Raw genomic sequence first — 227 nt, forward strand, 5'->3', positions numbered from 1 at the left:
CATTAAAAATGTCAGAAACCGAGCATTACAACGTCGGGTGCGGCGCGGTAGAAGGATTAATAGAAAAGTACCTTTTAGCCAACGTGCCCATCGACAAAAACGATTCGATAATCGCATTCAAAAAGGTAAATTAGCTCCATCTATTTGGGGTTCTAGGGAGATGGAAATCAGAATCATTACTGAACTATCGAAGATTTTCCCGATTACTACAATTGTTTACGAATTGG

At 39.6% G+C, this 227-nt stretch carries 1 protein-coding gene; it reads left to right on the plus strand.

Annotated features, from left to right (window positions below; genetic code table 11):
* Position 1: 1 nt before the first annotated feature.
* A partial coding sequence (locus tag LKK83_RS00430) for an RRXRR domain-containing protein (RefSeq protein WP_324628771.1) occupies positions 2-227 on the plus strand: 226 nt, incomplete at its 3' end.

This window comes from Phormidium sp. CCY1219 (assembly GCF_035615515.1).
GTDB lineage: Bacteria > Cyanobacteriota > Cyanobacteriia > Cyanobacteriales > Laspinemataceae > CCY1219.